At 65.2% G+C, this 25411-nt stretch carries 25 protein-coding genes; 11 read left to right on the top strand and 14 right to left on the bottom strand.

What is annotated here, in order from left to right; translation table 11 throughout:
• Window positions 1-24: 24 nt before the first annotated feature.
• Complete coding sequence (locus G4G71_RS04485; RefSeq protein ID WP_169935641.1) at window positions 25-600, bottom strand: DUF6436 domain-containing protein; 576 nt, start codon at window positions 598-600, stop codon at window positions 25-27.
• Window positions 601-723: 123 nt separating this feature from the next.
• Here G4G71_RS04485 and bipL point away from each other — a divergent pair, with 123 nt between their 5' ends.
• The gene (gene bipL, locus G4G71_RS04490; protein ID WP_169935643.1) at window positions 724-1662 is read left to right on the top strand and encodes a phospholipase BipL; all 939 of its coding nucleotides are present in this window, start codon (window positions 724-726) and stop codon (window positions 1660-1662) included.
• A 154-nt stretch (window positions 1663-1816) separates the two neighbouring features.
• Here the strand turns inward: bipL and G4G71_RS04495 are convergent, their stop codons facing one another.
• Window positions 1817-2557: a hypothetical protein gene (locus G4G71_RS04495; protein ID WP_169935645.1), complete on the bottom strand. Its 741-nt coding sequence runs from the start codon at window positions 2555-2557 to the stop codon at window positions 1817-1819.
• Between the two features lie 127 nt (window positions 2558-2684).
• Here G4G71_RS04495 and G4G71_RS04500 point away from each other — a divergent pair, with 127 nt between their 5' ends.
• Window positions 2685-3296: a 2OG-Fe(II) oxygenase gene (locus G4G71_RS04500; RefSeq protein ID WP_420825979.1), complete on the top strand. Its 612-nt coding sequence runs from the start codon at window positions 2685-2687 to the stop codon at window positions 3294-3296.
• 12 nt (window positions 3297-3308) lie between these two features.
• On the opposite strand, the gene G4G71_RS04505 is transcribed toward G4G71_RS04500, so the two are convergent.
• Window positions 3309-3857: a DUF6160 family protein gene (locus G4G71_RS04505; RefSeq protein WP_169935649.1), complete on the bottom strand. Its 549-nt coding sequence runs from the start codon at window positions 3855-3857 to the stop codon at window positions 3309-3311.
• 256 nt (window positions 3858-4113) lie between these two features.
• On the opposite strand from G4G71_RS04505, the gene G4G71_RS04510 reads away from it, so the two are divergent.
• On the top strand, window positions 4114-4608 hold the full coding sequence (locus G4G71_RS04510; RefSeq protein WP_169935651.1) for a 2-thiouracil desulfurase family protein: 495 nt from the start codon (window positions 4114-4116) through the stop codon (window positions 4606-4608).
• A 140-nt stretch (window positions 4609-4748) separates the two neighbouring features.
• Window positions 4749-5180 (top strand): DUF4399 domain-containing protein, encoded by a 432-nt coding sequence (locus G4G71_RS04515; protein ID WP_017520821.1) that lies wholly within the window; start codon window positions 4749-4751, stop codon window positions 5178-5180.
• A 251-nt stretch (window positions 5181-5431) separates the two neighbouring features.
• Here G4G71_RS04515 and serA read toward each other — a convergent pair whose 3' ends face one another.
• A complete protein-coding gene (gene serA / locus G4G71_RS04520; protein WP_045215566.1) occupies window positions 5432-6661 on the bottom strand; it encodes a phosphoglycerate dehydrogenase in 1230 nt (409 codons plus the stop codon).
• 190 nt (window positions 6662-6851) lie between these two features.
• Between serA and G4G71_RS04525 the strand changes: the two genes are divergently transcribed.
• The 4 genes from G4G71_RS04525 (at window position 6852) to G4G71_RS04540 (ending at window position 10567) form a co-directional block, all read left to right on the top strand.
• Entirely contained in the window at window positions 6852-8246 is a 1395-nt protein-coding gene (locus G4G71_RS04525) for an FAD-binding oxidoreductase (RefSeq protein WP_169935653.1), read from the top strand.
• Window positions 8247-8393: 147 nt separating this feature from the next.
• A complete protein-coding gene (locus G4G71_RS04530; protein WP_169935655.1) occupies window positions 8394-9059 on the top strand; it encodes a fumarylacetoacetate hydrolase family protein in 666 nt (221 codons plus the stop codon).
• Window positions 9060-9143: 84 nt separating this feature from the next.
• Complete coding sequence (locus G4G71_RS04535) at window positions 9144-10064, top strand: SdiA-regulated domain-containing protein (protein WP_169935657.1); 921 nt, start codon at window positions 9144-9146, stop codon at window positions 10062-10064.
• Between the two features lie 119 nt (window positions 10065-10183).
• Entirely contained in the window at window positions 10184-10567 is a 384-nt protein-coding gene (locus G4G71_RS04540) for a NirD/YgiW/YdeI family stress tolerance protein (RefSeq protein WP_169935659.1), read from the top strand.
• A 256-nt stretch (window positions 10568-10823) separates the two neighbouring features.
• Here G4G71_RS04540 and G4G71_RS04545 read toward each other — a convergent pair whose 3' ends face one another.
• The 7 genes from G4G71_RS04545 to G4G71_RS04575 all read right to left on the bottom strand — a co-directional run bounded on the left by G4G71_RS04545 (window position 10824) and on the right by G4G71_RS04575 (window position 18795).
• Window positions 10824-11855: a histone deacetylase family protein gene (locus tag G4G71_RS04545; protein WP_169935661.1), complete on the bottom strand. Its 1032-nt coding sequence runs from the start codon at window positions 11853-11855 to the stop codon at window positions 10824-10826.
• A 47-nt stretch (window positions 11856-11902) separates the two neighbouring features.
• Window positions 11903-13288, bottom strand: coding sequence for an APC family permease (locus tag G4G71_RS04550; RefSeq protein ID WP_169935663.1), 1386 nt, complete (start codon window positions 13286-13288; stop codon window positions 11903-11905).
• Between the two features lie 389 nt (window positions 13289-13677).
• The gene (locus tag G4G71_RS04555; RefSeq protein ID WP_169935665.1) at window positions 13678-14727 is read right to left on the bottom strand and encodes an ABC transporter substrate-binding protein; all 1050 of its coding nucleotides are present in this window, start codon (window positions 14725-14727) and stop codon (window positions 13678-13680) included.
• A 43-nt stretch (window positions 14728-14770) separates the two neighbouring features.
• A complete protein-coding gene (locus G4G71_RS04560; RefSeq protein WP_045215587.1) occupies window positions 14771-15559 on the bottom strand; it encodes an ABC transporter permease in 789 nt (262 codons plus the stop codon).
• Window positions 15556-16470 (bottom strand): ABC transporter permease, encoded by a 915-nt coding sequence (locus tag G4G71_RS04565; protein ID WP_169935667.1) that lies wholly within the window; start codon window positions 16468-16470, stop codon window positions 15556-15558. The genes G4G71_RS04560 and G4G71_RS04565 overlap by 4 nt, the downstream gene beginning before the upstream one ends.
• The gene (locus G4G71_RS04570) at window positions 16467-17516 is read right to left on the bottom strand and encodes an ABC transporter ATP-binding protein (RefSeq protein ID WP_054908116.1); all 1050 of its coding nucleotides are present in this window, start codon (window positions 17514-17516) and stop codon (window positions 16467-16469) included. Before G4G71_RS04570 ends, G4G71_RS04565 begins: the two co-directional genes overlap by 4 nt.
• A 262-nt stretch (window positions 17517-17778) precedes the next feature.
• On the bottom strand, window positions 17779-18795 hold the full coding sequence (locus G4G71_RS04575) for an AraC family transcriptional regulator (protein ID WP_169935669.1): 1017 nt from the start codon (window positions 18793-18795) through the stop codon (window positions 17779-17781).
• 149 nt (window positions 18796-18944) lie between these two features.
• Here G4G71_RS04575 and G4G71_RS04580 point away from each other — a divergent pair, with 149 nt between their 5' ends.
• Complete coding sequence (locus tag G4G71_RS04580) at window positions 18945-19868, top strand: SdiA-regulated domain-containing protein (protein ID WP_169935671.1); 924 nt, start codon at window positions 18945-18947, stop codon at window positions 19866-19868.
• A gap of 21 nt (window positions 19869-19889) precedes the next feature.
• Here the strand turns inward: G4G71_RS04580 and G4G71_RS04585 are convergent, their stop codons facing one another.
• The 3 genes from G4G71_RS04585 to rpiA all read right to left on the bottom strand — a co-directional run bounded on the left by G4G71_RS04585 (window position 19890) and on the right by rpiA (window position 23142).
• The gene (locus G4G71_RS04585; RefSeq protein ID WP_169935672.1) at window positions 19890-21833 is read right to left on the bottom strand and encodes an autotransporter outer membrane beta-barrel domain-containing protein; all 1944 of its coding nucleotides are present in this window, start codon (window positions 21831-21833) and stop codon (window positions 19890-19892) included.
• Window positions 21834-22046: 213 nt separating this feature from the next.
• On the bottom strand, window positions 22047-22379 hold the full coding sequence (locus tag G4G71_RS04590; protein WP_169935674.1) for a YegP family protein: 333 nt from the start codon (window positions 22377-22379) through the stop codon (window positions 22047-22049).
• A gap of 91 nt (window positions 22380-22470) precedes the next feature.
• A complete protein-coding gene (gene rpiA / locus G4G71_RS04595; RefSeq protein ID WP_169935676.1) occupies window positions 22471-23142 on the bottom strand; it encodes a ribose-5-phosphate isomerase RpiA in 672 nt (223 codons plus the stop codon).
• 213 nt (window positions 23143-23355) lie between these two features.
• On the opposite strand from rpiA, the gene ilvA reads away from it, so the two are divergent.
• Together ilvA and G4G71_RS04605 are read left to right on the top strand one after the other, a co-directional pair.
• On the top strand, window positions 23356-24870 hold the full coding sequence (gene ilvA, locus G4G71_RS04600; RefSeq protein WP_169935678.1) for a threonine ammonia-lyase, biosynthetic: 1515 nt from the start codon (window positions 23356-23358) through the stop codon (window positions 24868-24870).
• Window positions 24871-24938: 68 nt separating this feature from the next.
• Complete coding sequence (locus tag G4G71_RS04605; protein ID WP_169935680.1) at window positions 24939-25406, top strand: DUF2269 domain-containing protein; 468 nt, start codon at window positions 24939-24941, stop codon at window positions 25404-25406.
• Window positions 25407-25411: the final 5 nt, after the last annotated feature.

Here is a 25411-nt window from a genome sequence, read left to right on the forward strand (position 1 = left end):
GGCCATCGTCTTCGTTGATGCGGCTCAGTGCTTCGCGCCATCCCAGGGGCAATAGCAGCCCACCGCCAGCGTGTGGGTCGCATTCACCTGGCGACCCTGCACCAGGGCGTCGAGGATCGGTTCGATGAAGCTGTTGCCCGAGGTGCACACCGCGCCCTCGCTGTAGGGGCCGAAGTAGGCCAGCTTGCCCTGGGCGTCCCAGATCGCCACGGCAGGGCTGGCCGGCAACTGATCGGCGCCGGGCAGGGAGTCCAGCGTACGCATGGCGTTCAGCGTGTCGGGCAGGTGGCCGCGGGTGCCGCGTTTCTGCACGGCGAAGAACTCCACGCCCTGCGGGCCGAAGCGCTGGATCAGCTCGGCGAGGTGCTGCTGGTTGCCGACGTTGCAGGGGCAGGCCGGGTCCCAGAAGTGCACCAGGCGGACCTTGCCGGGGCCGGCCAGTTGCGCTGGCAGCATCAGGTTGTCGCCGGAAAACAATTGCGGCTGATGGCTGAACGGGCGGATGAAGCGGTTCTCGTACCACCAGTAGGTCGCGAGCAGCGCGCCCAGGCAGAGCGCGGCGATCAGCCAGGTGAACAGCGATTTTCGACGTGAGGACATGGCAGCGACCAGTGACAGAGTCGGTAAGATAGCCGACAAGCTTGCCACGGGGGCGGGCGCGGCAGAATATCCCGCTGCTCCGTGCGCTCCTTCCGTTACCCGCCTGCCAGAAGCGAAACGCCCATGCCTGAAGCCTTCCAGCCCGATCTGCTGCGCACCCTGCTGCGACCTCTGACCGCAGAGGCGAACGAAGTCGGCATCGCGCTGTACCAGCATTTCTACGGCCTGGACCTGCATGGGCGCCACCCGGGACTGCAGAGCCGCCTGGGCACCTTCGAGGCCGGGGGCTACCAGATCGCCGCGCAGTACTGGCGGCCGGTGCTGGCGCGCGGGACAGTAGTGCTGCTGCATGGCTATTACGACCACATGGGGCTGTACCGCCACGTGATCGACTGGGCGCTGGGCATGGGCTTCGCGGTGCTGGCCTGCGACCTGCCGGGCCACGGCCTGTCCGGTGGCGCCGCTGCCAGCATTGGCGACTTCGCCGAGTACCAGATAGTGCTGGGCGCACTGCTCAATCAGGCCCAGGCGCTGGACCTGCCGCAACCCTGGCACCTCTGTGGGCAGAGCACCGGCGGGGCGATCCTGCTGGACTACCTGCTCACCGGCGCGCCCCGTCCGGAACTCGGGCGGACCATCCTGCTGGCGCCACTGGTGCGGCCACGGGCCTGGGGCTGGTCGAAATTCAGCTATCAGCTGCTGCGACCGTTCGTGGACTCGATTCCGCGACGGTTCAGCGAGAACTCCAGCGACGCCGAATTCCTCGCCTTCCTGCGTGATCGCGATCCGCTGCAGCCGAAGATCCTGCCGACGGCCTGGGTGGGCGCACTGTCGCGCTGGATTCCGCGCATCGAGGCCGCCGGCCACGGGGCGCAGAGCCTGCTGGTGGTGCAGGGCGACGCCGACGAGACGGTGGACTGGCGCTACAACCTGAAGGTGCTGGAAGAAAAGTTCGAGAAGATCGAATGCCTGCTGCTGACCGGCGCGCGTCACCACCTGGCGAACGAGAGCGAGACGCTGCGCAGGCGTTACTTCGATTTTCTCAGTGAGCGGATGGCATAGCAGGGGTGATGCGGGGGATGGGAGCCGCTGTAGTCGAGGGTGTGTCCTTCACTCCATGCGCCATGATCCTCAGGCGCCACCCTCTGTACAGCGGGCGCCATTCTAGGGGGAGGGCTTCTCGGAGTGGTCCGCTAGGACGGTAAGGTTATTCCTATCATTGCCCGCTGGAGGAAACGCTTAATCCGGCTTTAAGGGCGGCCAGCGCGGCGCGGTAGTAATCACGCCCGGCTGGTGACTCGCTGAAATCGGCGAACTGACCCAGCTCGGCATCGCTCAGGCCGCGATAGACGTACAGCAGGGTGTTATCGAGATCGGCGCCAATCTGCCCCATCAGCTTCTGCCGCTGGCCTTCGAGCATGCCTTGGGTAGTGCCGCCGCCGAGCAGGCCGGGGAGCATCTGGCTGAGGCTGTCGGCGGCCACGCTGGCCAGCGCCAGGCTCACCTCGGCGCCGGCTTCGCGGGCCGGCAGTACCTGGCTCAGGCGATGGACGATCTGCTTGCGCGCATCGCTGGCCTGCTGGCGCGGCAGGCCGTTGGCGTATTTCTGCAACTGGTCGCTGCGGGTAGCCAGGGTTTCGGCGCCGGCCACCTTGCGGCCCAGTGGGGATTCGAAGAAGTTCATCGCCGCCGCGCTGTCCGGCAGGTTCTGGCGCAGGCCATTCAGGGCGCGCTGGTCGATGTCGGCGGGGGCGAAGCGCTGGTTGCTGTTGTCCACCAGCGTCTGGTACAGCGCCGGCGGCAGGTTGCCCTGGTAGCGCTTCTGCGCGGCGTGCAGGGCGTCATTGAAGTGCGCTCGCTGCTCCGGCCAGCCCGCAGCCTGGTACAGGCGCTGGTAGTCGTCGGCCAGGGCAGGCATGCCCAGTACAAGAAGGGTGAGGGCCAGCAGTACGCGCATTGCAACTCCTTTTGGGCGGCAGGGTTCGCTCGCCGGGGGCTATTGTCGGCAAGGCTTGCCCCGCTTGTCGAGACACTGGCGCCGGACGTTACAATACGCCATGCATTTCGACGCCCCTTCGCCATTCATGCAAAGCCCCCTTCTGCAAAGCATCGTTGACGACCTCGCCGACAAGGGCTGGTCGCAGCAGGACGCCTTCCTTCCCGATGCCCTGATCGCCCAGTTGGCGGCGGAATGTCGTGCCCGCGACGCAGCCGGCAAGCTGGCCGCCGCGGCCATCGGCCGGGGAGAGGGGCAAGCCGTGCGCGAAGGTATTCGGGGCGATCGCATCCAGTGGCTCGAGCCCGGCCAGTCCGAGGCCTGCGACCTGTACCTGGGTGCGCTGGACGCGCTGCGCCGGCAGATCAACCGCGCGCTTTTCCTTGGTCTGGAAGACTTCGAAGGGCACTTCGCGCTCTATCCGCCGGGGGCGTTCTACCAGAAGCACCTGGACCGCTTCCGCGACGATGATCGCCGCACCGTCTCGGTGGTTTTCTACCTCAATCGCGACTGGCCAGTGGCGCAGGGCGGCGAGCTGCGGATGTACCTCCCCGACGAACGGACACTGGACCTGCCGCCGCTGGCCGGCCGTCTGGTGGTGTTCCTCTCCGGCGACTTCCCCCACGAAGTGTTGCCGGCCAGCCACGAGCGGCTATCGCTGACCGGCTGGTTCCGCCGCCGCGGTGACGCGCTGCTCTGAGCCCCTGAGGCGTCAGTGCCCCCAGATCTTCAGGGTGCCGCTGATGTCCTGGATGTCGCGCACTTCGATGCTCCCCAGCTTTCCGCCGCCCACGTAGAGATCGCCGGCCACGCGCAGGCGGATGGTCTGCGACGGCAGCCCGCTGGCGTTCAACTGCTGGTTGATGGTGGTCAGGTCGGGCAGGGTCAGCGCCAGTTGCTGCTGGCCGCCGGCGCCTTGCACCACATCCACCTGCAGAGTCGGCTGCTCAATGCCGAAGATCGGCAGGCTCAGGCCCAGCTGTGCAGCCCCGTACGGCAGGCTGCCACCGCGACCGTCGGGGCAGTCGCCGGCATTCACGCAACCGTTGTCGATGAACACGTTGCGCAACGAGACGCTGCCGCCATCGTCTTTCCACGCCACGCTGTCCATGTGCGCCAGCACGTCGGCGCGGATGCTGATGCCGTCCTGGCCGGTGACGGCGCCCAGGTGTTCATTGTCCAGCGCCTGGAGCTCGGCGAAGGCCAAGGGCAGGTAGGACAGCGCGGCGAAAGTGGCGGTGCAGAGCAAGAGGCGAGGCATGACAAAGGCTCCATGGCGATTGGCCGATGCGCGAGTCTGGGCGGCGGCCCGCCGGGCAGCCAGTGCCGGGCGGCTGTTCCCGTCGAAGGTTGTGTTTCAGCGCTGTGCCGACGGCCGGCGAGCCGCTCAAGGACCCGACTTTCGGCGGGGCGGAAACCTGTTGCGACACACGGTCCGATGAAAGTTGCGTTACCCGGCGTGACCGCCAAACGGCGAGCGGCTAGTCTGTCCCCTTCCAAAAGGGAGTGATTCGCCCATGCAGAAGGTTCTCGTCAGCCGCTGCCTGCTTGGCCATCGCGTCCGCTACGACGGCGGCGCGCACGGGCCGTTCGACCTGCTATCGCGCTGGCTGGACCAGGGCCGGGTGGTGGCGCTGTGCCCGGAAGTCGCCGGTGGCCTGCCAACGCCCCGCGCCCCGGCGGAGATCCCGGGAGGCCAGGGCATGGCCGTACTGGAGCGGGCGCGCCCAGTGATGACGGTGGAAGGCGAGGACGTCAGCAACGCCTTCCTGCTCGGCGCCGAGGAAGCCATGGCGCTGGTGCGTCGCCACGATATCCGTCTGGCGGTACTCAAGGCGCGCAGCCCCTCCTGCGGCAACCGCGAGAACTACGACGGCAGCTTCAGCGGGCAGAAGGTCGCTGGTGAAGGCGTGACCGCCGCCGCGCTCAAGCGCATGGGCGTGCTGGTGTTCAGCGAGGAAGAACTGGACGCCGCGGCCGTCTGCCTGGCCGGGCTGGAAGCCGGAGGCTAGAGCGTCCGGCGACACTCGAAGACGCACTATTTTCCTTGAGCCCCGCGCCTGGGCGCCTATGCTTGTGCGTTCCATGCGGGAGGCGAAGGCGGCCTGAGCGGTCCTTCGCCTTTTCGTCATCCAAGTAGAAGGAGAAGAACATGAGAACCCTGCTGCCTTGCCTGGGCCTTGCCGCGCTGCTCGCCGGCACTTCCGCAGTCGCCGCCGATATCCCGCGCACCCCGGCTCCGGAAGGTGCCAAGGTGTACTTCATCGAGCCGGCCGACGGCGCCACGGTGGACAAGACCTTCACCGTCAAATTCGGCCTCAAGGGCATGGGCGTCGCGCCCGCTGGCGTGGACTCGCCGGCCACCGGCCACCACCACCTGCTGATCGACCTCAAGGAGCAGCCGGCGATGAATATGCCGCTGCCGATGACCGACCAGATCAAGCACTTCGGCAAGGGCCAGACCGAAACCCAGGTGACCCTGCCGCCGGGCAAGCACACCTTGCAGCTGCTGGTGGGCGACAAGAACCACGTGCCGTTCGACCCGCCGGTGGAGTCGCAGCAGATCACGGTCAATGTGAAGTGATGGCTGGGCTCGGGGGGCGGGGGCATTGCCCTCTCCCCAGCCCTCTCCCTGAAGGGAGAGGGAGCCGTTCGGTATGCGCGGGAATGACGGAGCTAGCCAGCTAACTCAATCTATCTCCTCGCTCCAGGCCAGTCCCCTCTCCCTTCAGGGAGAGGGTTAGGGAGAGGGGCTTTCAGCCGCGCCGATATTCCAAACCGCAGAAACTAAAAAGGAGGCCCGAGGGCCTCCTTTTTCTTTACCGCAATCAGCGCTTAGAACAGAACGCGGCTGCGGATGGTGCCGTTGACGTGCTGCAGCTTCTCCAGCGCCAGGTCCGAGTACTCGGCGTCGACGTCGATGACGACGTAGCCAACCTTGTCGTTGGTCTGCAGGTACTGGCCGGAGATGTTGATGCCGTTGTCGGCGAACACCTTGTTGATTTCGCTCATCACACCCGGGATGTTCTCGTGGATGTGCAGCAGGCGGTGCTTGCCCGGGTGCGACGGCAGGGCTACTTCCGGGAAGTTGACGGAAGAAACCGAGGTACCGTTGTCGCTGTACTTGACCAGCTTCTCGGCCACTTCCAGGCCGATGTTGGCCTGGGCTTCGGCGGTGGAGCCGCCGATGTGCGGGGTCAGGATCACGCGATCCAGGCCACGCAGCGGGCTTTCGAACTCGTCGTCGTTGGACTTGGGCTCGACCGGGAACACGTCGATGGCAGCGCCGATCAGGTGCTCGTCCTTGATCGCGGCGGCCAGGTGGTCCAGCTCGACCACGGTGCCACGGGCGGCGTTGATCAGGATGCCGCCTTTCTTGATGGCGCGGATTTCCTTTTCACCGATCATCCACTGGGTGGACGGCAGCTCCGGCACGTGCAGCGAGACGATGTCGGACATGCCGAGCAGCTCGTGCAGGTTGCCGACCTGCTGGGCGTTACCCAGCGGCAGCTTGGTCACGGTGTCGTAGAAGAACACCTGCATCCCTAAGGCTTCTGCCAGGACCGAGAGCTGGGTGCCGATCGAGCCGTAGCCGACGATGCCCAGCTTCTTGCCGCGGATCTCGAAGGAGTTGGCCGCGGATTTGATCCAGCCGCCGCGGTGGCAGGAAGCGTTCTTCTCCGGGATGCCGCGCAGCAGCAGGATGGCCTCGGCCAGCACCAGTTCGGCGACCGAGCGGGTGTTGGAGTAGGGCGCGTTGAACACGGCGATACCGCGCTCGCGGGCTGCGTTCAGGTCGACCTGGTTGGTACCGATGCAGAAGCAACCCACCGCGATCAGTTTCTTGGCCGCGTCGAAGACTTCTTCGGTCAGCTGGGTGCGGGAGCGGATACCGATGAAGTGTGCATCGGCAATCTTTTCCTTCAGCTCGTCACCGGACAGTGCGGTCTTGAGGTACTCGATGTTGGAGTAGCCGGCCGCCTTGAGGGTGTCGACGGCGTTCTGGTGCACGCCTTCAAGGAGAAGGAATTTGATCTTGCTCTTGTCGAGAGAAGTCTTGCTCATCTGCTTTGAACCTGTAGTCCCGGGATGTGGCGAGAAATTGAACAGCTCAGGCCGGACCGGCCGGTGCCAAGCTTGGCGCCAGGTGGCGATCTGCGTGGGGTGCGTATGCTAGCATGTTCTCCCTTTTCCTTGCCCGGTTGCGACCTGAGCTGTTCTCAGGACGACCATGAACCATTTGAGAGTTCCTCCAATGACCCGCGACGCCCTGATCGAATCGCTCAAGCCCCTGCTGGATGCCGGGAAGCTGCTGACAGACGCCGATTCCCTCGACACCTATGGCAAGGACTGGACCAAGCATTTCGCCCCGGCACCCCTGGCGATCGCCTTCCCCAAGAGCACCGAGCAGGTCCAGGCCATCGTCCGCTGGGCCAATGAGCACAAGGTCGCGCTGGTCCCCTCGGGCGGCCGTACCGGTCTCTCCGCCGCCGCCGTCGCCGCCAATGGCGAAGTGGTCGTGGCCTTCGACTACATGAACAAGATCGTCGATTTCAACGAATTCGACCGCACCGCGGTCTGCCAGCCGGGCGTGATCACCAAGCAGTTGCAGACCTTCGCCGAAGAGCACGGCCTCTATTACCCGGTGGACTTCGCATCGTCCGGTTCCAGCCAGATCGGCGGCAACATCGGCACCAATGCCGGCGGGATCAAGGTCATTCGCTACGGCATGACCCGCAACTGGGTGGCCGGCATGAAGGTCGTCACCGGCAAGGGCGACCTGCTGGAGCTGAACAAGGACCTGATCAAGAACGCCACCGGCTACGACCTGCGCCAGCTGTTCATCGGCGCCGAAGGTACCCTGGGCTTCGTGGTCGAGGCGACCATGCGCCTGGAGCGCCAGCCGAAGAACCTCACCGCGATGGTCCTCGGCACCCCGGACTTCGATTCGATCATGCCGGTGCTGCATGCCTTCCAGAGCAAGCTGGACCTGACCGCCTTCGAGTTCTTCTCCGACAAGGCCCTGGCCAAGATCATGGCCCGCGGCGACGTTCCGCCGGCCTTCGAGACCGATTGCCCGTTCTACGCGCTGCTGGAATTCGAAGCGACCACTGAGGAAGTGGCCAACGAGGCGCTGGCGACTTTCGAACATTGTGTAGAGCAGGGCTGGGTGCTGGACGGCGTGATGAGCCAGAGCGAGCAGCAGCTGCAGAACCTGTGGAAACTGCGCGAGTACATCTCCGAGACCATCTCCCACTGGACGCCGTACAAGAACGATATCTCGGTCACCGTGAGCAAGGTCCCGGCCTTCCTCAAGGACATCGATACCATCGTCGAAGCCAACTACCCCGACTTCGAAGTCGTGTGGTTCGGCCACATTGGCGATGGCAACCTGCACCTGAACATCCTGAAGCCCGAGAACCTGAGCAAGGACGAGTTCTTCGCCAAGTGCGCGACCGTCAACAAGTGGGTGTTCGAGACCGTGCAGAAGTACAATGGCTCCATTTCGGCCGAGCACGGCGTGGGCATGACCAAGCGCGATTACCTGGGTTACTCTCGCTCCGAGGCTGAAATCGGCTACATGAAGGCGGTCAAGGCGGTGTTCGACCCGAACGGGATCATGAATCCCGGCAAGATTTTCGCCGAATAAGTCGCTGCATATACAGGAGGGCCGGTTTACCGGCCCTTCGCACGTCAGCGTCACGGGAAGTGGCGCGTGCGCCGGCAGGATGCGGGCAACCGCGCGGGGTCACGAACCCCGCGCGGATCATCTCTTCCTTGCGTTCAGGAGTCGGTCATGAGTTACCAGCATCAGTATGTCGATGGCACCCCGATCCATTTCACCCTGGGCAAGGTGGTCTGCGTCGGCCGCAACTACGCGGAGCACGCCAAGGAGCTGAACAACCCGGTGCCGACCGAGCCGCTGCTGTTCATCAAGCCCGGTTCCTGCACGGTTTCCCAGGCTGGCGGCTTCGCCATTCCCGAGGATCGTGGCTCGGTGCATTACGAGGCGGAAATCGCCGTACTGATCGGCAAGCCGCTGTCGCGCAAGCCGAGTGCCGAGGAAGTGCTGGACGCCATTTCCGGCTACGCCCCGGCGCTGGACCTGACCCTGCGCGACGTGCAGGCCAAGCTGAAGGAAAAGGGCCTGCCGTGGGAACTGGCCAAGTCCTTCGACGGCGCCTTCGTGCTGGCGCCCTTCGTCAGCGCCGACCACTTCCCGGACCCGACCGATATCGGCATCCGCCTGACCATCGACGGTGAAGTCCGCCAGGATGGCAACAGCCGCGACATGCTCAACCCTATCGTGCCGCTGATCCAGCATATCTGCGGGCATTTCTCGCTGCAGCCGGGGGACGTGGTGTCCACCGGCACCCCGGTAGGCGTCGGTCCGCTGCAGAGCGGCAGCGACGTGGTGCTGGAACTTCCGGGCGCCAGTCGCTTCGAAAGCCGCGTGCTATAACCTCGTTGTCCCGCCGAAGGCCGCCGATTGTGCGGCCTTCGCTTGTTGCGGGGCACCTTGCCGTGCTGACCAACAAGAGTCGTCATGACCATGTCCATCCTTCGTCCTCGCTGGCTGCTGCTGGCCCTCCTGTTCATCCTGGTGGTGCTCGGCTACCTGACTTCGCGCTTCCACTGGGATGACCGCGCCCGTCTCTGGTTGCGCGAGCAGGACACCAGCGCCCAGTCGCGCTCCGAAAGTATCTGGCTGCCCGGCTATCGCGCAGTAATCCAGGCCAAGCCGCTCAAGGGTGGCATCGAGGGGCAGGAGACTTCCGACCTGGCCTACAACCCGGTCACCCGCACGCTTTTCACCGTCACCGGCAAGAAGCCCCTGCTGGCCGAGCTGTCGCTCACCGGTGACGTGCTCCGGGTAATTCCGCTGTTGGGCATGTCCAACCCAGAAGGCGTGGCGGTGCTCGAAGGTGGCAACGTCGCGGTGACCGACGAGCGCAAGAATTCCCTGACCATCTTCCACGTCGACCCGCAGACCCGCGAGTTGAGTACCGAGAAACTCTCCAGCTTCGACCTGGGCGAGCGCGGCAAGAAGAACAAGGGCATAGAAGGCATCGCCTGGGACCCGCGCCAGCATCGCCTGCTGCTTGGCCAGGAGCGTGATCCGCTGACCCTGTTCAGCCTCGCCAGCGATGGCAGCGCCGCGTTGCACGGTGCGCTGCAGGCGTTGCCCAGCGACCAGTTGATGATGCGCAACGTCTCGGCGCTGAGCATCGACCCGCGCACCGGGCACACCCTGGTGCTGTCTGCGGAATCGCACCTGCTACTGGAGCTGGACGAGAAGGGCGAGCCGGTCAGCTTCATCAGCCTGCTCGGTGGCCTGAACGGCTTGCACGACCGGATTCCGCGCGCCGAAGGCGTGGCCATCGATGAGCAGGGCACTATCTATATGGTCAGCGAGCCGGACCTGTTCTACGTGTTCAAGCGTGAGGCGCAGCCGACCAAGGATTGATTCAGCTCGGAGTAAATGGCGGTTCTGGGGTCTTAAGCTTGGATTAAGTCCTGATTCAGGCTGGTTTCAGCCATGGACACTAAGCTGAACCCATCGAAAACGCCCAAGGAGGCACTTCCATGAAACTCCGTCATCTCCCCCTGATCGCTGCCGTTGGCCTGTTCTCCACCGTTACCCTGGCCGCTGGCGGCTACACCGGCCCGGGCAGCGATGCCCAACCCGCCGCCGCTGCCGCCGGCCAGATCACCACGGTGAAGCAGGCCCAGGCCGCCGCCGATGACACCAAGGTCGTGCTCGAAGGCACCATCACCAAGCGCATCAGCAGCGAGCATTACGAGTTCAAGGACGCCACCGGCAGCATCCAGGTCGAGATCGACCACGACGATTGGCCGGCGGGCACTTCGGTCTCCGAGAACACCAAGGTGCGCCTGACTGGTGAAGTCGATCACCACAAGCAGAAGCCCACCGACATCGACGTGGATCGCGTGGAAATCCTCCAGTAATCCGCTCTCGATAAATAGCCGCGCCGGGAACCCCGTCCCCGGCGCGGCTTTTTTGCTTTCGGTTGATACCTGTTGGCTCTATGGAAGACGCGCCGCCGCCCTCTCCCTAACCCTCTCCCTGAAGGGAGAGGGGACTGAGCGTCGTCAAGCGAAACACCGAGCCTGCCGGCAACACCGAATGGCTCCCTCTCCCTTCAGGGAGAGGGCTGGGGAGAGGGGCTTTGCAGTCCACGCCAGGTGCGAGACGTTCCAGTCATCAGCCGATACTTTCGAAGCCCTGCAGCACGTTGATCGCATTGATGCCGATCTCTTCCACCGCATAACCCCCTTCCATGACGAACAGGGTCGGCAGGCCGAGCTTGCCGATGGCTTCGCCCATGCGCAGGTAGTCCGGGCTGTCCAGCTTGAACTGGGAGATCGGGTCTTCCTTGTAGGTGTCCACGCCCAGCGACACGATCAGCACGTCCGGCTTGTACGCCGAGATCTGCCGGATCGCTGCCTGCAGCGCCAGGCTCCACACCGACCAGTCGCTGCCCGAGGCCAGCGGGTAGTTGAAGTTGAAGCCCTCGCCCACGCCCTGGCCCTTCTCTTCGGCGTAGCCGAGGAAGTAGGGATACTCGAAGCGCGGGTCACCGTGGATCGAGGTGAAGAGCACGTCGGCGCGGTCGTAGAAGATGTCCTGGGTGCCGTTGCCGTGGTGGTAGTCGACGTCAAGGATGGCCACGCGGTTGGCGCCCTGGTCGAGGATCGACTGTGCGGCAATGGCCGCGTTGTTGAAGAAGCAGTAGCCGCCCATGAAGTCCGCCGAGGCGTGGTGGCCCGGCGGGCGGCACAGCGAGAAGACCGAGCGCGCGCCCTTGGCCAGTTCGGCCTGGCCGGTCATGGCCACGTTCACCGAGCTGAGCACCGCCTGCCAGGTGCCGGCGGTGATCGGCGCGCCGGCGTCCAGGCTGTAGTAGCCCAGGCGGCCGTCGATGCTGTCCGGCTCCTTCTGCCGCAGGCGGCGGGTCGGCCAGCAGATCGGCAGCATGTCGTGGGTCCGGCCGGTAGCCAGCCAGTCACGCCAGGCGTGTTGCAGGAACCGCACGAAGCCTTCGCTGTGCACCCTCAGGATGGGGTCCAGGCCGAAATCACGCGGGGCCTGGATATCGCCCAGTTTTACCGCCTTGGCCCGGTCCAGCACCATGTCGGCGCGGCTGGGCTTCTCGAAGCAGGGGGTGAACTGGCCGCCGATCAGCTCGTGCTGACCGTGGTGCAAGCGATGGTCGTCGGTGTAGATCGTCAACATCACGCGCTCCTGAGGGCGCCCGCAGGCGCCCGGTTAGGTTCCGGTTATCAGGCGTTTTCCTCGAAATTCACACTCGGTGCCTTGCGGCGGAAGCCGCCGGTATGCACCGCCAGGTAGGCGAAGCCGACGGCAAACCAGCTCAGGCCCACGATCAGGGTCATCTGCGACAGGCTGGTCCACAGCCACAGCGTCAGGCACAGGCCGATGAACGGGATGGCGCCGTACAGCAGGACGTTCTTCGCGCCGCGGCGGCGCTCCACGCCCAGGTAGGTGCGGATCACCGCCAGGTTGACCACGGAGAAGGCCACCAGCGCACCGAAGCTGATCATCGAGGCGAGGGTGGTCAGGTCCAGCACCACGGCCAGCAGGGAAATCGCCGACACCACCAGGATTGCCACCACCGGGGTCTGGAAGCGCGCGTGCAGTGTGCCGAACAGGCTGCGCGGCAGGATGCCGTCGCGGCCCATGGTGAAGATGATGCGCGACACCGAGGCCTGGGACGCGAGCGCCGAGCCGATGCAGCCGGCGATGTAGGCGGAGGTGAAGAAGTTGCCGAGGAACTGGCCGCCGGCCTTGAGCATCACTTCGTTGGCCGCCGAGTCGGCGTTCTGGAACACGCTGCCGGGGAACACCAACTGGCTGATGATCGCCAGCAGGGTGAACATCAGGCCGGCGATGACGGTGGTGATGATGATCGCGCGGGGGATGTCGCGGCGGGCGTCGCGGGTTTCCTCGGCCATGGTCGAGACCGCGTCGAAGCCCAGGAACGACAGGCACAACACCGCGGCGCCGGCCATCAGCGGGGCGAACCCTGGCTGGGTGCCGTCACCGACGAAGGGCAGGCTGAAGTCGATCGCCGCGCCGCCGGCCAGTGTCTTGATCGACATGATCACGAACACCACGATGAACACCAATTGCGCGCCGACGATGACGTTGCTCATGCCGGCCACCTGGCTGATGCCGACCACGTTGAGCACGGTCACCAGGGCGATGGAGGCGACCACGAACACCCAGGCCGGGATTTCCGGGAAGGCGATGTTCATGAACAGGCCGATGAGCAGGTAGTTGATCATCGGCAGGAACAGGTAGTCGAGCAGCAGCGACCAGCCGGACAGGAAACCGACCACCGGGCCGAAGCTCAGGCTGGTGTAGGAATACGCAGAACCCGAGATCGGATACTTGCGCACCATGAAGCTGTAGGAAGCGGCGGTGAACAGCATCGCCAGCAGGGTGATCAGGTAGGCACTGGCGGTACGGCCGCCGGTCATCTCGGTGACCACGCCGTAGGTGGTGAACATGGTCAGCGGAACCATGTAGACCAGGCCGAAGAAGACCAGGGCGGGCAGGCCCAGGACGCGTTTCAGGCGGGCGTCGGCGTTGGCCGGGGTGCCCTGTTGGGTGTGAGCTGTGCTGGCGCTGTGTTGGCTGGCCATGGGGGGAATCCTCGCGATTGTTGTTGTCTTGCGGGCGGGCGGCGTTCGGTGGCCGTCCTGAAGTCGTCGGAGTTACGGCTCAGCCGCAGCGTTGACGACGCGCGAGGTATGAGGGTGTTTGCTGCAGGGTGACGCAAAAGCTGGTCATGGGCGTTCTCGGGGCATTTGTTCTTGTGGATAACGCGCTCGCGTTCCCTCGGGAAATCCCTGCGCCATCGGCGATGGCACCGGGGCTGGCCGCCTTTCCAGCCGCTCCCTGCGCGAGCCGCCCGACTCTAGCAACCGAGGTCACCGGGCAGAACCCTGCAAAGGGTCAAAAAGGGATCGAAATGGCCAAAATGGCTGTCAGTATCACCCGGCGCGCACCGCCGCGCCGGGTGACCTGTGGGTCATTTCTTCAGCTTGGTCCAGACCTTGGAACGCAGTTGCAGCGCTTTCGGCGAGCAGAGCTTGAAGGGCTTCAGGCGATCCAGCTTGTCCGCCGGGGTGTTGATCGCCGGGTCGTCGAACAGCTCCTTGTCCATGAACTTGTCCGAGCCTTCGATCGCGTTGTTGTACTTGGCGAAGTTGGAGGCCAGGGCGATGTTCTCGGGCTGCATCATCCAGTTCAGGAAGGCGTGAGCCTCCTTGATGTTGGTGGCGTCCTTGGGAATGGTCAGGTTGTCGATGAACAGGCGCACGCCTTCCTTCGGATAGACGTAGACCAGGCTGGCGCGCTGGGCGTGGGCGCGGTGGAACGCGCCGTTCCATTGCTGGTGCATGGAGACTTCGCCGGCGGCCATGCGCTCGATGGTGCCGTCGCTGTTGTACATGGCCAGCATGGGTTTCTGCTTGAGCAGCAGGTCCTGGATCTTCGCCGCCTCTTTCGGGTCCTCGGTGCACTCGTCGATCCCCAGGTAGTAGGACGCGGGGGCGTAGAGTTCCTCGATGGAGTTGAGCGCCACGACCTTGCCTTTGAGCTCCGCCGGCGGCTCGAAGAACGGCTTCCAGCTCTCATCCAGCTTGCCGCCCGGCACCTTGGCGCTGTCGTAGCTGTAGCCGGTGGTGCCCCACAGGTAGGGCACGGAGTAGTCGTGGCCCGGGTCGTAGGTCAGGGTCTTGAACTTGTCCTTGAGGTTGGCCAGGTTCGGCAGCTGCGCCTTGTCGAGCTTCTGCAGCAGGCCTTCCTTGACGAAGATCTCGATGAAGCTGTCCGACGGCACGACCACGTCGTAGGCGCCGCCGCCGGCCTTGAGCTTGGCCAGCAGGGTTTCGTTGCTGTCGTAGGAGTCCAGGGTGGCGTGGATGCCGGTGTCCTTCTCGAACTTCTTCAGCAGTTCCGGTGGGAAGTAGTCGGACCAGTTGGCGAAGTGCAGGGTGCCGTCCGCATGGGCGCTGCCGGCCAGCAGCAGGCTGGCGGCGACGAGCGTGCGGGCGATGGGGGTACGGCGGAATTTCATCGGTGAAGCTCCTTGCAATGTTGTTTTGATTGGCGGCAGGAGGTCAGCGGCGACGCTGGCCGACGTAGTACGACAACGCAACGAACGCGATGGAAATCAACAGTATTATTGAAGATATGGCGTTGATCTTCGGGGAAATCCCCATGCGGATGGAACTGAAGATGTACACCGGCAGGGTGGTGGCCCCGGCGCCGGCGACGAAGTAGGTGATGACGAAGTCGTCCATCGAGATGATGAACGCCAGCATCGCACCGGACACGATCCCCGGCGTCAGCAGCGGGAAGGTCACTTTCCAGAAAGTCTTCCAGGGCGAGGCATAGAGGTCCGCCGCCGCTTCCGCCAGCCTGGGGTCCATGCCTTCGAGACGGGCGCGGATCGGCAGGTAGGCGAAGGGAATGCAGAACACGATGTGCGCCAGCAGGATGGTGAACAGCGACAGCTTCAGGCCGATGAAGGCGAAGAACATGAGTGTCGCCACGGCGGTGACGATCTCCGGCACCAGCAGCGGCAGGCCCAGCACACCACTCATCAACGTCTGCCCGCGGAACGAGCGACCGCGCATGCCCAGCGCAGCGAGCGTGGCCAGGGTGGTGGCGACGACGGTGGCCAGGGTTGCGACGATCAGCGAGTTCTTCGCTGCGCGGAGGATTTCAGGATCATCCGCCACCACCGAATACCACTTCAGGCTGAAGCTTTCCCACAGCGTGGCCGACTGGCCGCTGTTGAAGCTCAGCACCACCAGCACGAAGATCGGGATATAGAGGAAGGCGAAGAACAGCCAGGCAGCGGGCCGGACTCCGGTGAACCGCCAGAGCGGGTTGGCCGACTTCATGGATGACCTCCCGCCGCGCCCTGTTTGAACCGCATGCTGTAGATCAGCATCGCCAGCAGCACGAAGGCCAGCAGGGCGAAGGACAGCGCCGCGCCGAACGGCCAGTTGTGCGCCGTGCCGAACTGCAACTGGATCAGGTTGCCGATCATCAGCGACTTACCGCCCCCCAGCAGCTCGGGAATGATGTAGCTGCCCAGCGAGGGAATGAACACCAGGATGCAGCCGGCGACGATGCCGGGCATGGCCAGCGGGATGATGATCCGCTTCAGCGCCTTCCAGCGGTTGGCGCCCAGGTCGAAGGCCGCCTCCACCAGGCGCCAGTCCATTTTCTCAAGGCTGGTGTAGATGGGCAGGACCATGAACGGCAGGTAGGTGTAGAGCAGGCCGATGATCACCGCGTTGTCGGTGTAGAGGATGCCCAGGGAGGCGTTGGAGAAACCCAGCCCGTGCAGACCCTCGTCGATCAGCCCGCCGTTGCGCAGCAGCAGCATCCAGGCATAGACCCGCACCAGCAGGTTGGTCCAGAACGGCACCGTGACCAGGAACAGCAGCAGGTTGCGCCGGCGTTCGTCCTGCAGCGCCAGGTACAGCGCGGTGGGGAAGCCGATCAGCACGCAGCCCAGGGTGGTCAGGATCGACAGCCAGAACGAGCGCTGGAAGATGCCCAGGTAGTCGGCGTTGAACGCCAGGCTGTCGTCCAGGTCGCGCTCCCAGAGGAAGTTGATGTAGGCCTCGACGGTGTGCTGGCCCCATTTGACGCCGCCGTAGTCCCCCGGTACCTGCACCGACACGGCGAACATGATGCCCAGCGGCAGGACCAGGAACACGATCAGCATGATCATCGCCGGGCTGGTCAGGGCCAGGCGCTTGAACAGCGATTTGCGTTCCGCTTGTGCGCGCAGTGTACTCATTCGGCCAGCACCCGGATGGCGGTGGCGGGAATGCGGACCCGCACCCGCGCGCCGGGCGCGTGGGTGGAAAGAGCGCCGTCGCGATTCTGCTGACGCACGCGGAAGCCGCCCTGACCGGCGACGTTGAGGTGGTACACGGTGTCGGTGCCGACGTAGACGATGTTCTCGACCACGCCTTCGAGCTGACCGTCCTGTGCCAGCTCGGTGCGCTCCGGGCGGATCGCCAGGGTCACCTTGCCGGGCAGGGTGGTGGCGGCCGGGAGCATCTGACCATCGGCCAGGCGCACGCTGTCGCCGCTGGATTCGCCTTCGAGGAAATTGGTCTCGCCGATGAAGTCGGCCACCAGGCGGTTGACCGGCGCCTCGTAGATCTCGGTGGGCGTGCCGATCTGCATGACCTTGCCGCGACTCATCACTGCGATGCGGTCGGACATGGTCAGCGCTTCTTCCTGGTCGTGGGTGACGAAGATGAAGGTGATGCCGGTCTCGTGCTGCAGGCGCTTGAGCTCGATCTGCATTTCCTTGCGCAGCTTGAGGTCCAGCGCGGAGAGGGATTCGTCGAGCAGCAGCACCTTGGGTCGGCTGGCCAGCGCGCGGGCCAGGGCGATGCGCTGCTGCTGACCGCCGGAGAGCTGGTCGGCGCGGCGCTTGCCGACGTCGGGCAGGCGTACCAGGTCGAGCATCTTCTGCACGGTGGCATCGATGTCGCTGCGCTGCTTGCCCTGCATTTCCAGGCCGAAGGCGATGTTCTCCGCCACGGTCATGTGCGGGAACAGGGCGTAGCTCTGGAAGACGGTATTGACCGGGCGGCGGAAGGGCGGAAGGCCTTCCATCGCGTCGCCGTAGAGGCGAATGCTGCCGGAGGAGGGTTGTTCGAAGCCGGCGATCAGTCGCAGCAAGGTGGTCTTGCCGCAGCCCGAAGGGCCGAGGAGGGTGAAGAATTCGTTGGCGCGGATTTCCAGTGACACGTCGTCCAGGGCCTTGAGGCCTTGTCCGGGTGTACCGAACTCCATGCATATCCGCTCGATGGTGATCGCGCTGGTCATGCTTGTACCATGCAGTTAAGCAGTTGTTATTGTTGAGGTTTTACGGTTTCTAGGGCCGTTTCACCTAGCTGCGGATTGATAATGACCAAGCGCCGGGATGCGCAGAACGATAGATCAGGCCAATAAGGGATAAATCAGGCCAAGTTGAAAATGCGCCCTGCAATGCTGGATTTCGGGCGTCAGCGGGATGCCGATTTTGTAGGAGCGAGCTTGCTCGCGAACGGGACGGCTCGGGCGCTTGAGTTTGGCTCCGCCCCTTTCCTCAGCCTCGGTAAAGGCTCGGACTCGCCCCGCTCCAGCGCTGGAAGGCATGGCGGAAGCTGGCCGTCTCGCTGTAGCCCAGCTGTTCGGCGATCAGGTAGATGGGCAGGTCGGTGTCCTTGAGGAGTTGCCGCGCACGGTCGAAGCGCACTTCATCGAGCACCTGTTGATAACTGGTGTTCTGCTGCTGCAGATGGCGGCGCAGGGTGCGGGTGGAGCGGTGCAGGTGGCGCGCCACGGTGTCCAGGCTGGCGGTGTCCTGCAGGTGACTGGCCAGGTGCTCGCGCAACTGGTCGATCATGTCGCCGCGGCTGCTGAGCGTCGCGCTCATGCGCAGGCATTGCTGCACGCCGTTGTGGCAGCTGACCGGATCGGCCAGCGGCAGCGGGCGGTCCAGCAGGGCGGGGCTGAAGCACAGCGCGCTGGTCGGCGCGCCGAAATCCACCGGGCAGCCGAGGCGCTCGGTGTAGGTCTCCGCGTGCAGCGGCGGACGGTAGGCGAGCAGCAGCCGGCGCGGGCGCACCGATTCGCCGAGCAGGTCGCGGATCACCGTCAGCAGCGAGGTCAGGCACAGCTCGGTGTTGAATACCGTCAGCTCCGGCGCGTAGCGGTAGCCGTCGGCGGTCAGGTGGACTTCGTCGCCCTGCGGCGTCAGCGCCAGGCGGAAGTAGGTGCCCAGCAGCTCGGGGAACGACAGCGCCAGTTGCAGCGCATCGCGCAGTGTCCGGCTGGCGAGCATGCTGTAACCCAGGATTCCGTAAGCCGAGACATGCATGCGCAGGCCGAGGTAGAGGCCCAGCGCCGGGTCGTGGTGGCAGTTGAGGGCGTTGGCGAAGACCCGCAGCTCCTGAGCGTGGGTGATCAGCTTCTCCGGCGTCAGCAGGTCCGCTTCGCCAATGCCGCTGCCTTCGAGCAGTTTCTGCCGCGGTACGCCCGCGTGGTGCAGCACCTCGGTCGCCAGCACCACCGTGTGCAGGGTCGCCTGCTGGCGTTGTTCGGGGAGCAGATGCTGGGCCATCGATACGCCTCTTGCCGTGGCTTGCAAAAGAAACACAGGACAGTCTTGAGCTAACCTGACTCTAGCCTGCCCGCAGCGGATGATGGCCTTTAAGTTTGGCTTCAGGCGCTGCTGTCACTCTGCCCCGCCATCCCCATCCAGAGTCCTCCATGCGCCGTCTGCTCAAACCCCATCGCCTGTTCCTGCTGCTGGCGCTGCTCGCCCTGGCCGCGTTGCTCGCGCTGGGCCAGAGCTTCCGGGTCTACGAGCGCGCCTGGTTCAAGTTCAACGAGTGGCGCCATGCTGCGCAGTGGCAGGAACAGTCCCTCTGGCTGCCCGACTACCGCGTGGTACTGGAGGCGCAGCCGATCGAGGGGCTGGAGGACAACGTTTCGGCGCTGACCTACGACCCGGACCGGCAGACCCTGTTCACCGTCACCAACAAGCAGAACGAGCTCGTCGAGCTGTCACTCGAGGGCAAGGTGCTGCGCAAGATCGAGCTGCATGGATTCGGCGATACCGAGGCCATCGAGTACATCAGCCGCAACGTCTATGTGATTACCGACGAGACCCACCAGCGCCTGCTGCGGGTGGAGCTGCGCGATGACACGAAGGAGCTGCATGCCGAAGACGCCCAGCAGCTCGCCCTGGCCCTGGGGCGCGGCGGCAACAGCGGCTTCGAGGGGCTGGCCTACGATTCGCAGGGAAAGCGCTTGTTCGTCGCCAAGGAACGTAGCCCGGTGCATATCTACGAGGTGCGCGGCTTCCCCTATGAGCAGTCGGAGCAACCGACCGCGGTGCATGTGGTGGAAGACCTCAAGCACAACCGCAACCTCTTCGTCCGCGACCTTTCCAGCCTGCAGTACGACGAGCGCAGCGGCCACCTGCTGGCGCTGTCAGACGAGTCCCGGCTGGTGCTGGAGCTGAGCGCCGATGGCGAACCGATCAGTTCGCTGTCGCTGCTGCGCGGCATGAGCGGCTTGCGTCGCAGCGTGCCGCAGGCCGAAGGTATCGCCATGGACGACCAGGGCACGCTGTACCTGGTGAGCGAGCCCAATCTGTTCTACGTATTCAAGAAGCGCGAGGCGCACTGAGTGCGCCTCGCTTTCCCGCGATCAGAACTGCCACTGCACGCCGAGGGAATAGGACGCCTGGCTGCCCTCACTGTGGGCGAAGCGCGAATTGGCCTCGGCGAACACGCCCAACTGCTCGGTGACTGCCAGCAGGGCACCGACCTGGGCGCGGCCGAAGTCCTTGTCCACGCCGCCCAGGTCGGCGACGCGGGTGCGGCCATCGCCCAGGGCGGTCAGGGCGATATCGTCCAGGCGACCGTCGGCCAGCTCCTTCACCCAGCGCACGCTGGCGTACGGCTGCACGGCCATGCGGTTACCCAGCGGCAGCTCGCCGCGCAGGCCCCAGCCTAGGCTGGCTTCGACCGAGTCATAGTCCTGCTTCTCGTAACCCAGCGCGGTGCGCAGGTCGTCATCCTCGTTGAAGTCGTCGATCTTGTAGTGCACATAGTCCAGCCCGCCCTGCGGCCCGGTCTTGATGCCGGCGAAGTCGAAGTCGTAGCCGCCGTCGATCCGCGCGCCCCAGAACCAGGCGTTGGTGTCGCCGTCGATGCGCTGGTCGAGCAGCACCGGGCCGTTCTTCGCCTTCAGGTACACCGAGCGCTTGCTGTCGAAGTCCGCGTAGCCGGCGCTCAGCTCGCCGCCCACCCAGGCCGGGCCGCCGTCGTTGAACAGGCCATAGAGGCCGAGCTGCCAGGTTTCCGCTTCCAGTCGCGCGCTGTGGTCGAGGTTGTCGCGGCTGCGCTGGAAGCTCAGGCTGCCGCCAACGGTCAGTGCCTCGCTGGCGCGATAATCACCCAGCAGGTTCACCCCGGCGCGGTGTGAGCGCGGGTCGCCGGGCATGTCGAAGCCGCTCTCGGGGGTGGTTTCACCTTCCACGCCAACGGCGCCGTCGAAGCTGCCGACCGGGCGCGAGCTGCCCAGCAGGCTCAGCCAGCGGCGGTCATGCAGACGGGTCAGGGCCAGGTGCTGGCGCTGCAGCTGGTCTTCCATCTGCCGCGCCATGGCGCCGCCGGAGGCGGTGGAGGCGAGCAGGTCTGCGTTGGTCAACTCCAGCACCAGGCGCGTGAGCAGGCGCGAGAAATCACGCAGGCGCTGGTCGATGCGCTCCTGGCCGAAGGCGCCAGTGAGTACCTGCTCGTTGTCCAGCGCGGGGTTGTGCCAGGTGGCGCCGCCGGGGATGGCGGGGTTGTCGGACTGATCGTAGCCGTCCAGCTCGCCCAGTTCCCAGTTGGTGGCTTCGATGAACAGCACCGGTACGTTCAGGCCCTCGAAGCTTTCGCCGTCGCTGCAGCAACCGGTGCCCGCGGGGTATTCCTCGTTCAGGCCGGGGTTGGTGAACAGCGGGATCTTCAGTTCCTGGGCGATACGCAGCAATTGGTCGCGGTAGGCGCCCAGCGCAGGGTTGTCGACGCTGTTGAAGCCGGCGTGGGCGTACATCTTGTCGCCGGTGATCAGGCTGTCGAGGTTGATCATGCCCAGCAGGTTGCTGCGCTGTTCCTCACTGAGCGAGGCGACGTAGGCGCGCGAGCCGCGCAGGCCTTCTTCCTCGGCGCCGAAGCCGACCACCTCCAGGCCGTTCTCCAGTTCGATGCCGCCCAGGTTGCGGGCGATCTCCGTCAGTACGGCAGCGCCGGAGCCGTTGTCGTCCAGGCCTTGCAGGGTGGGGCGGCCGTAGTAGGTGTCGTAGTGGGCGCCCAGCACCACGTACTGGCCGCTGCTGCCCGCGGCACTGGCGATGACGTTCTGCGAGCTGCGGTTGCCGGCCCAGGTGAAGTCCTGGATCTGCGTCTGGTAGCCGAAGCCCAGGCGCGACTGCATGAGCGCGGTGGCGCCGGCGAAACTGGCGGTGCCACGGTAACGGCCGGGGTAATCGTTGATCAGGGTGTCGAGGGTGTCCTCGGCGTAATCCCCGTATTCGTAGGCGCTGGCGTCGATCGAAAACGCGGCGCATCCCAGGCTGACCGCAACGGCTAAGGGTTTGAACACGGCACTTTCCTCTGTGTCGATTGGAATCGCATCGGTCTTCGATGCGTGCGCCGGAGGAAAGCAGGATGCAGGCCGGTTCGCCGGAGATGGGCGGAATTTGACGCGTCAGTGACCGAGGGTGTCGCGCCACTGTAACAATGTTGATACACGGCCGGCGACTGTGCCGGCCGTGCAAGGCAGCTGTGTGAGGACGCTCACCGAAACGGTGCGCGATCAGGTGTCGTCACTGATCGGCGCATCCCCGGCGTAACGCTTGACCGCCGCTACGCCGGCATCGGCGGTGGCCTTGCTGGCGTACATCTGGCTCTGTCCGACGACCTGGCCGTTGGTGGCCTTGAGTACGAAGTGATGCTTGCCGTTGGCGGCGACCTTGACCTCGAAGGCGCCTTCGCGCTGGGAGTTCTTGCGCACCGACTCGATGCCGTCGATGGCCGAGGTCTTGGCCTTGTAAAGCTCGCTGGTCAGGACAATCTCGCCATTGCTGGCGTGCAGGTTGAAGTGGAACTGGCCATCACTGGCCTTCTTCAGATGGTATTTGGCGGCCATGCTGCATCTCCGTTGGGGCTTGAGGTCATCCCAGCGTAGACGGCAGCAGAGGCTCTGGAAGGCGCCACCCGGCGGATGGCGCCCGAGGGGGTCAAACCTTGAGGGTCTTCACGCCTTCGGTGGTGCCCAGCAGCAGCAGGTCGGCCGGGCGGGCGGCGAACAGGCCGTTGGTGACCACGCCGACGATGTTGTTGATCGCCTCTTCCAGCTGTACCGGGCTGTCGATGCGCAGGTTGTGCACGTCGAGGATGATGTTGCCGTTGTCGGTCAGCACGCCCTCGCGGTACACCGGGTCGCCGCCCAGCTTCACCAGTTGGCGGGCGACGTGGCTGCGGGCCATGGGGATGACTTCCACCGGCAGCGGGAACTCGCCGAGGATCGGCACCAGCTTGCTGCCGTCGGCGATGCAGATGAACTTCCGGGCCACTGCAGCGACGATCTTCTCGCGGGTCAGTGCGGCGCCGCCGCCCTTGATCAGTTCCAGGCGCTCGTTGGTCTCGTCGGCGCCGTCCACGTAGAACTCCAGCTCGCTGACCGTGTTCAGGTCGTAGACCGGGATGCCGTGGCCCTTCAGGCGCTGGGCGGTGGCTTCGGAGCTGGCCACGGCGCCGTCGAACTCGGCCTTGTGCCGGGCCAGCAGGTCGATGAAGAAGTTGGCGGTGGAGCCGGTGCCCACGCCGACGATGCTCTTGCTGTCGAGGTGCGGAAGGATGTGGTCGACGGCGGCCTGGGCGACTGCCTGCTTGAGCTGATCCTGGTTCATGGCGAAGGGTCTTCTACTTGGGCGGCGTGGGCCTGGAGGCCGGCGCCTGGGGTGAGTATCGAGAGGACGGATTATAGCGGGGGGAGCCGCGCCGGTGTTGCGCCGTCGGGCAACTGTTATGGTGATCTGCGCGCGGATTGTTCGGTGGCCCGTCCGGCGCCGGCTGGAGTAGACTCGCAACTCCTCGAAAAAGCCGCCGATGTAGCCCTTCCGATGCTCGAACAATACGTCAAGAAGATCCTCACCTCGCGTGTCTACGACGTTGCCGTGGAAACGCCCCTGCAGCCCGCCCGCCAGCTTTCCGAGCGCCTGGGCAACCAGATTCTGCTGAAACGCGAAGACCTGCAGCCGGTGTTCTCCTTCAAGATTCGCGGCGCCTACAACAAGCTGGCGCAGCTGAGCCCGGAAGAACTCGCCCGCGGCGTCGTCACCGCCTCCGCCGGCAATCACGCCCAGGGCGTGGCGCTGGCCGCCCGCGAGCTGGGCATCAAGGCGACCATCGTGATGCCGCGCACCACGCCGGAGCTGAAGGTCCAGGGTGTGCGCGCCCGTGGTGGCAAGGCCGTGCTGCACGGCGATGCCTTCCCCGATGCGCTGGCGCATTCGCTCAAGCTCGTGGAGGAGAAGGGCTACGTCTATATCCATCCCTACGACGATCCGGACGTGATCGCCGGCCAGGGCACCGTGGCGATGGAAATCCTCCGCCAGCATCCGGGCAGCCTCGACGCGATCTTCGTGCCGGTGGGCGGCGGCGGCCTGATCGCCGGCATCGCCGCCTACGTCAAATACCTGCGTCCGGAGATCAAGGTCATCGGCGTCGAGCCGGACGACTCCAATTGCCTGCAGGCCGCCATGGCCGCCGGCGAGCGCGTGGTGCTGGGCCAGGTCGGGCTGTTCGCCGACGGCGTCGCCGTGGCGCAGATCGGCAAGCACAACTTCGAGCTGTGCAAGGACTATGTCGATGAAGTGATCACCGTCAGCACCGACGAGATCTGCGCGGCGATCAAGGACATCTACGACGACACCCGCTCCATCACCGAGCCCGCCGGCGCGCTGGCGGTGGCCGGGATCAAGCGCTACGTCGAGCGCGAAGGCGTGAAGGGCCAGACCCTGGTCGCCATCGACTCGGGCGCCAACATCAACTTCGACCGCCTGCGCCACGTGGCCGAGCGCGCCGAACTGGGCGAGAAGCGCGAAGCGATCATCGCCGTGACCATCCCGGAGCGCCCGGGCAGCTTCAAGGCCTTCTGCGAGGCCATCGGCAAGCGCCAGATCACCGAGTTCAACTACCGCTACAACACCGACAGCGAAGCGCACATCTTCGTCGGCGTGCAGACGCACCCGGAGAACGACCCGCGCGCGGCGCTGGTGCAGCAACTGCAGGAGCAGGGCTTCCCGGTGCTGGACCTGACCGACAACGAACTGGCCAAGCTGCACATCCGCCATATGGTCGGCGGCCATTCGCCGCGGGTCTCGGGCGAGCAGGTGTTCCGCTTCGAGTTCCCCGAGCGTCCCGGCGCGCTGTTCAACTTCCTCAACCGCCTGGGTGGCCGCTGGAACATCACCCTGTTCCACTACCGCAACCACGGTGCCGCCGATGGTCGCGTGGTGGCGGGCCTGCAGGTGCCGGAAGACGAACGCCACCTCGTGTCGGCGGCGCTGGAAGAGATCGGCTACCCCTACTGGGACGAAACGGACAACCCGGCCTATCGCCTGTTCCTCGGCTGAGGTCAGGCAGAGGCGGCGCGACTGCTGCTAGGCTTGTCGGAAAGCCGCATCGATCACAGGGACTTGAAATGGAAAGCCTGCAGACCTTCCGCATCCTCCACGGCATCGCCGCGGTGCTGCCGTTCCTGGCCATCATCGGCCTCGCCTGGTATGGCTGGCGCAGCTGGCGGAGCGGCGACGCCGGGCTGATCGCCAAGGCGCTGCAGCGCATCGGCCTGATCGGCTGGGTGCTGGTCGCCGGCAGCGTCGCCAGCCTGCCGGTCACCGGTTATCGCATGGTGCAGACCGTCGGCTGGCCGCTGGGGCAGACCTGGCTGCTGGGCAGTGCCTGCCTGCTGATCATCGCCACGATCTTCTGGCTGCTGTTCACCACCCGCCTGTGGCGCATCCGCGACCTGGCGCTGGCGGCGCAGACCGGTGGCGAGCCGATCTCCGCGGGTGCCGCACGGCAGTGGAAGTTCGGCCTGGCCTTCTTCGCGCTGGCGCTGTTGTGCGTGATCGCCATTCTGGTGCTGATGATCAGCAAGCCGGTGTGATGCCC

The sequence above is a fragment of the Pseudomonas multiresinivorans genome (assembly GCF_012971725.1).
GTDB classification, from domain to species: Bacteria; Pseudomonadota; Gammaproteobacteria; order Pseudomonadales; family Pseudomonadaceae; genus Pseudomonas; species Pseudomonas multiresinivorans.